This is a genomic window from Lactobacillus sp. MRS-253-APC-2B (assembly GCF_012843675.1).
Classification (GTDB): Bacteria; Bacillota; Bacilli; order Lactobacillales; family Lactobacillaceae; genus Limosilactobacillus; species Limosilactobacillus pulli.
This window is the reverse complement of the sequence record NZ_JABAFO010000048.1, coordinates 1-1,100: the sequence shown is the minus strand read 5'-3', so window position 1 is coordinate 1,100 and position 1,100 is coordinate 1. Positions and strand designations below refer to the sequence as shown.

The window sequence follows — 1,100 nt, the reverse complement described above, 5'->3', positions numbered from 1 at the left end:
TTTAAATTCCAAGATGAAGTGTCAGAACCAATTAAAGGACGTTCATATGTATATGATTTGCACTACCACTTGGTTTGGGTAACCAAGTACCGTGAAAAAGCCTTTAACTCAGACGAAATTATCAATGCGCTAAAAAACAAGTTGCTTGAAATCGCTGATGAGAATGAAATAACGATTGAAGCCATGGAAATTATGCCTAATCATGTTCACCTTTTGGTATCAGCCAAGCCAAAGATGAGTGTAACAATCATGGTTAAAAAACTTAAAGGAATAACCGGAAAATGGTTATTCCAGGCATTTCCTAGAGAAATGAAACAACACTTTTGGCACGGCCATATTTGGTCTCATTCCTACTATGTTGGTAGTGTTGGACAGACGACAGAAAGCATTATTAGGCGTTACATCGAAACTCAAAAGGAGCGACCATTTAAATGATTCTCAAAAAAGAACGAATTAAAAAGGTCAAGGGGACCCGAACCTACCGGTTCCGCATTACTAACCCGGATGATGTAGATGTTAAATTTCCTCACGTTCAAGAAGTTCAAGCACATTATTTCAACTATGCGCTAAAGTACATGTATCAACATTATGGTGTTAAGCATTTAGACGTTCGGCTACCTACCGGTGACCAAAAAAAGTATTTTATCCTCAAATTAGTTAAATTTGCTCGCAAGCAAGCAGCTAAACATAAAGGCTTTGACCTCAAGAAAATGGATTATAGTGTGCAGTCCATCGACAAAATGTTAGAAGGGCTGTATGTAAACTTTGATCGTTATCGCAAAGGGCAATATAAACGAATCCATTACTGGAGTGAAAAGGACACCCAAAAGTATTTAGCAACTCACAAATGCGGTCTTAGTGGTTATGGGCGTATTAGTTATAAACATAGCTACGATGATGTTCACAGTGTTACTTTTAAGCAGAATCATGATCGAATCGCTTTGATGAATAATTACTGCCTTAAAGTACCTTATTTCGGCAAGATTAAGAGTGAAGAATCCTTAACGGCTTTTAAGCATAAGAAAATCGTTGAAGCTAAGATCATTAAACGTCGTGAACATGACTATGAACTACAAGTTGTAACTAAATTTGAAGAACAG

At 37.0% G+C, this 1,100-nt stretch carries 2 protein-coding genes; both read left to right on the top strand.

The window, feature by feature from the left end; all coding sequences use genetic code 11:
- Window positions 1–435 (top strand): IS200/IS605 family transposase (gene tnpA / locus HF864_RS09365; protein ID WP_240936912.1); only part of this gene is annotated, 435 nt, incomplete at its 5' end.
- Window positions 432–1,100 (top strand): hypothetical protein (locus tag HF864_RS09360; RefSeq protein WP_169462714.1); only part of this gene is annotated, 669 nt, incomplete at its 3' end. The genes tnpA and HF864_RS09360, both read left to right, overlap by 4 nt.